Annotated in this window: 6 protein-coding genes; all 6 read right to left on the bottom strand. The window is 49.3% G+C overall.

What is annotated here, in order from left to right:
• On the bottom strand, positions 1 to 491 hold a 491-nt coding region (locus M0R35_07595; GenBank protein MCK9595520.1), incomplete at its 3' end, for a glycosyltransferase family 39 protein.
• Positions 488 to 1429 carry a methionyl-tRNA formyltransferase gene (gene fmt, locus M0R35_07590; protein ID MCK9595519.1) on the bottom strand — a complete coding sequence of 314 codons (942 nt, stop codon included), beginning with the start codon at positions 1427 to 1429 and terminating at the stop codon, positions 488 to 490. The genes fmt and M0R35_07595, both read right to left, overlap by 4 nt.
• Positions 1430 to 1611: 182 nt before the next feature.
• A complete protein-coding gene (gene priA / locus M0R35_07585; GenBank protein ID MCK9595518.1) occupies positions 1612 to 2847 on the bottom strand; it encodes a primosomal protein N' in 1236 nt (411 codons plus the stop codon).
• Entirely contained in the window at positions 2841 to 3464 is a 624-nt protein-coding gene (locus M0R35_07580; GenBank protein ID MCK9595517.1) for a hypothetical protein, read from the bottom strand. Before M0R35_07580 ends, priA begins: the two co-directional genes overlap by 7 nt.
• Complete coding sequence (locus M0R35_07575) at positions 3427 to 4542, bottom strand: hypothetical protein (protein ID MCK9595516.1); 1116 nt, start codon at positions 4540 to 4542, stop codon at positions 3427 to 3429. Before M0R35_07575 ends, M0R35_07580 begins: the two co-directional genes overlap by 38 nt.
• 129 nt (positions 4543 to 4671) lie before the next feature.
• Positions 4672 to 5226: an HAD family hydrolase gene (locus M0R35_07570; GenBank protein MCK9595515.1), complete on the bottom strand. Its 555-nt coding sequence runs from the start codon at positions 5224 to 5226 to the stop codon at positions 4672 to 4674.
• Between the last annotated feature and the right edge of the window lie 118 nt (positions 5227 to 5344).

Here is a 5344-nt window from a genome sequence, read left to right as displayed (position 1 = left end):
GCCCCGGCGAGGATAAAAAATCCGGGCGCGTTCCCGGACTTTGCGAGCAACGCGATAAGCGAAAGATTGACAAAGATAGCGACGAAGATATCCGGCCTTATCTCGATCATTTTATAAAAGACCGGCCAGCTGGTAAGGTAGAAAAACAGGCTGGCTACGGCTGTTTTAGCGTTAAAAAGGCGGCGGGCGATTTTGAACAGTAAAAAACCGTTAAAAAAGATCAAAACAAACACAAGCGCGCGGCAGGCAGCTATGACCTTTAAGGATTTAAAAAAAAGAAAGATCGGCGAGAACAAAAAATAGGCCAGAGGTGTGTGTATTTGATAAAAATCCCGGTAAACCATCTTGCCTTTGAACATCAGCCAGGAGGCATACAGGGTTTCCAGTTCATCAGGATCCAGGAATTTCTTGCGGGAAATAAAAAAAATAAGCACCGCTATGAACGCCAGTGCCCCTGCCAAGCCTAAGATCTTTAATTTTCTCGGGATCATTCCATCTTCTCACCCGGCCGGATAATGTTACCGCTCAAGTATTCTTTAACGGCTAACCTTTTTTTTCCTGCCAATTGCAATTCCAGCAAATTCAAAACCCCGTTTCCCGTAGCTACGGCGATCCCCTTATCCGAGGCTGAAATAATCTCCCCCGGAACAGCCCCGTCCCGTGGGCCACCGATATTCACAACCTCGCTCTTATATATCTTTAGCGTCTTGCCGTTATATTTGGCGAATGCCGCAGACCAGTTCAGCAGCCCCCGGATAAGATCGTTGATCCTGGCAGCCGGCATATTCCAATCGATCCTGCAGGTATCCGTATTTAATTTCGGGGCGATAGACACTTTTGCCCGATCCTGCTCCTGGAGCTTATATTCACCGGATTCGATCATTTTCAGGCCTTTTAATAACAGATCTGCCGCATCCAGGGATAACTTCTCTTCCAGGGTTATCGCTGTATCATTTTCCAGGATATCAATCCGGCTCTGCGATATGACCGGACCGGAATCCATTTTCAAGGTGATCTTCATCAAGGTATTGCCGGTGGACTTTTCGCCATTAATGATCGCCCGGTTTATCGGCGCCGGACCGCGCAACGCCGGCAAAAGCGAGGCGTGGATGTTCAAAGGCATGCGCCTGGGAATATCCAGCACCTCCTGGCTGAGTATCTGGCCGTAAGCAATAACGATCAACAGATCCGGGCTCATATCCCTTAAAACCTGGACAGACCCCGCGGAATTGATATTCTGTGGCTGAAAAAGCCTTAATTTAAGCGCGATAGCGGCATCCTTGACCGCGGTATGGCCGACAGCCACCATACCCCGGCCTTGTCTTTTATCTGTCTGCGTAACCACGCCAGAGACATTATACCCGGCATTGATCAGGCCCTTGAGAGCCGGCACCCCAAAACTCGAACTACCCATAAAAACAATATTCATTCCCCCCCCCAAAAACCCAGAAACGCTTCTGAAATCAATCGGGAAACTGGGCCAATTTCAAAGCGGAAAGTGTCATACTATCAAGTTTGAAAGTGTCCCCACTCTAAGTTTCACCGAAAGAAAAATTATCAATAAAACATTTAATTGGAACCCGAGACATTATAACCGGTTAGCTACAACGTCTACAGGCTGTCGACATCAATGGTTACTATTATACCTGAATGCTTTAATTTTTTCAGGTTAATTTTTAAGAATTTATGCAAAACCGGGATGCTTTCGCTGCTGATCAGGATCACCCAGTAATAATTCCCCCTTAGTTTTGGCTGTTCAGCCGGATTAAGCGAGATAAGCTTGATCCCTTTGGGCAATTTGCTCTTTTCCAGCTTTTCAAAGACCTGGGTTGCGCTGTTCTTGACTTTTTCCTCGTTGGCCCCCCGGAATCTTACCTGGCAGAAATGGCTATATGGCGGAAAATTCAGTTGTTTGCGCAGATCCAGTTCTTTCTCATAAAATAGCGTTGGATCGTGCTTTTCCAGGCTGGACAAAGCGTAATTGCCGGAAACGCTGGACTGGATTATAACTGCCCTTTCCGTTTTAGCGCAAAGCTCGGTTAACAGCTCAAAGACTCGCTCTGCTGAGCGGAAATCCACTTGATTGAGCATCCGGTCAATATCCAGGACGCCGACCAGGTCGAATTTATGATCGATGCCGCGTAAGCCTGCCTGCCCTGAAACGATTATATCCCATCCGGAAAGGTCCTGTCCGGCGTCATCATCGAGCAATTTCACCTTGGCCTGCGGAAAAAGCAAAGCCAATTCGCTTTCGATCTTTTCAGTCCCTGCTCCGGAATAACGGATATAACCGGAATTGCACAAAGGGCAGATCTTCGGCGCCGGGATCTTGTGATTGCAGTAATGGCAGCGCAGCTGCTGCTGGCTAAAATGATAAACCAGGTTGATATTGCAGCGCGGGCATTTAAGGATCTTGGCGCAGGTCGAGCACACCGCCAGCGTGGCAAAACCTTTGCGGTTGATAAATAACAGGCTCTTTCCTTTGGCACCGAGCACTTCCAGCATTTTATCCTGCAAGCGCTGGGAAAGTATCACCCTCTGCCGTTTGCTCATCAGCGGCAGGTTCTTCATATCCACCACCTGGATCTGCGGCTGATCGCCGGAAGCCGCCTGATAAACATACTTCAGCGCCCCGTCTTTAGCTGATTGATAACTTTCCAGAGATGGCGCGCTCGAGCCAAGTATAAGCTTGTTTTTTTCCAGCTCAGCCCGGATCATCGCCGCTTCCCGGCAATGATAATGCGGGGTCTGGTCCTGCTTATAAACATAATCCTGCTCTTCATCGACAATGATCAAACCCGGATCGCACAACGGCGCGAATATGGCTGAACGCGTGCCTACTACCACCGGAAACTTTCCCTGGCGGATATCCTGCCAGACCTTAACTCGTCAGTCTGTTTGCGGTAAAGCAATGCCGTATCCAGGCCCAATCCCGCTTTGATCGATCCGGCGGCTTTTTGGGCCAGGGCAATATCCGGCAATATGAACAGGCAGGACCGGCCAGCAGTAACTGCTGCTTTGATCTCCTCGAAATACGCCTTCCATCTTGCCGCCTGATCCGGGCAATGCAATAATATCTTTTCAGCGGTTGCCGGACGGTTGTCCCGCTCGCCGCATACCGCACCGCCAGCGATATTTAATTTCTTGCCTTTGCGCAGGTCTTGGGGTATGGCGGTCTCAATGGCCTCGCCCCAACTGCAGGAATAATATTCCGCGACCTTTTTGGTCAAGGCCAGCAGGTTCTTATCCAGCATCGGGGCCGCATCGACGATATCCGTAATGGACTTTAAATAGCGGATATCCGTATTGGCGGAAACGCCCGTAACATAAGCGATCTCTTTCTTCCCGCGGAAATTGACCTTGACCCGCTGTCCAAGGCCGATCTTCTTTTCCAGCGGCTGCGGGACTATATAATCGAACGGCCCGTCAATCGGCAGGCCTAAAACCACCTGTGCATATTGCATTAATAAGCTCCTGTGCGGCTAAAGGCTTTTTTATCCGGCGGATCCGGGTTTTAACCTCGGTTAATGCTCGCGGGTCGCTCTTATACGCCTTGACAATAGCCGGGATGTCGCAAATATCCTTGGCCTGATGACCTATGCCGTAACTGGCCATTGCCTGGATATTGAATTCCTCCTGCCCGGGTATAGCGGAAATGAATATCGGGGCCAGTTCCATTGCCAGGACCTCGGATACAGTCATTCCTCCGGGCTTGGTGATGATCACATCCGACACAGCCATCAGCTCTTCCACGTTATTAACAAACCCGTAAACCTTGACCCCGGGGATAGCGCGCTTTTGCATCCTGGCGTATAAACGCTTATTGCCGGCGCAAACCGCGATCACCTGGCAATCCTTGTGCAGCATTTCGCATATATCCTCTATCGGCCCTAGCCCGAATGAGCCGGTGATCAGCAAAACCGTGAATTTCTCCTGAGGCAAACCCAGTTTATGCCGCAGGCTCCAGCGGTCATAGCCGGCTGAGAACCTTTGATCCACCGGTATGCCGAAAACCATTATCCGCCGGTGATCAACGCCCATTTTTTTTAACTGCTCCGAGGTGAAACCCGAAGCCACCGCGTAAATATCCGTGCCCGGCGATATCCAGAAAGGATGCACCCCGAAATCAGTGATCACTGTGATCAGATTAGAGGTTATCTTGCCTTTTTGCTTAAGGTAAGCGGTTATCTCGGAAGGCAGAAAATGCGTGGAGATGACAAAATCCGGGTTTTCCCTGGCCAGCAATTTAAAAAAATTCCCGGTGCAGACCTTGTCGATCCAGATGGCCAGGGTTTTATCCAGACCAACAAAAAGCTTCAGTTTGGTCAGCCAGAAAGCGAACGCCCACAGCCCCAGGGCGTAGTTTACCAGGAAGAAATACCCCTTAGTGTAAAAAAAACGAAAAAGGCTGTTGCTCCCATCCAAAACATCAACAAGCCGGATATCGATTCCCGGCTTGTTTTTTTGAAGGTAATAATATACCGCCTCAGCCGCCTTACGATGCCCTGCGCCTGCGGAAACATAAGCTATGAGTATTTTCATCTTCACCTCAGGAACGCTTCTGCTTTCAATCGGGAAACTGGTCTAAAACCAAACCGGAAAGTGTCATACACTCAAGCTGGAAAGTGTCCCTTGTTAATATTATTACAACCGGTTAAATTGCAACATGTTTCAAGACCGGGTCTTGATTATAGAAACCGCGGCTGGAAGGTCTTGGCAGGTAAAATCCGGTTTTTCTTCCCAATTATCCATATTTGCGGCTTTTTCCTTGCCGGAAAAGACCAGGATGGTCTTACAACCCGCGCTTTTGCCGGTCTGGATATCGCGGATAGTGTCCCCGATAAAAAAACTCTTCTCCAACGCCTGTTTGGGTATCTTATGTTCAGCCAAAACCCGCTCGATCATACCGGTCTTGGGCTTACGGCAGTCGCAATTATCGCTGTCTCTGTGGATGCAGTAATACACGCCATCCAACTGCACCCCATCCTCGGCTAATCCTTTTTGCATAGTCCGGGTGATCTGATCCAGGTCCTCTTGGGAATAAATACCTTTGATCACCCCAGCCTGGTTAGAGATCACGAACAAGCGGTAACCCGCGTCTTTAAGCTCTTTCAGGGCTTTTTTAACACCCGGCAAAAAGCGGAATTCCTTCCAACTGGTCACATAACGGGTATCCCCGGGGTATTCATTTATCACGCCGTCTCTATCCAAAAAAACTATCTTCATTAAGCGAAATACTCCTTATTCCTGATCACCCAGTCCACCAGCATCGCCACCCCTGAGCGCACATCAGTTCGAGGCTGCCACTTTAGCGCCTTACTCACCCGGGCCAGATCAGTAATAT

The organism is Candidatus Omnitrophota bacterium (assembly GCA_023227985.1).
GTDB lineage: Bacteria > Omnitrophota > Gorgyraeia > Gygaellales > Profunditerraquicolaceae > JALOCB01.
The sequence above is the reverse complement of the archived record's forward strand: the minus strand, read 5'-3'. Positions and strand labels throughout refer to the sequence as shown.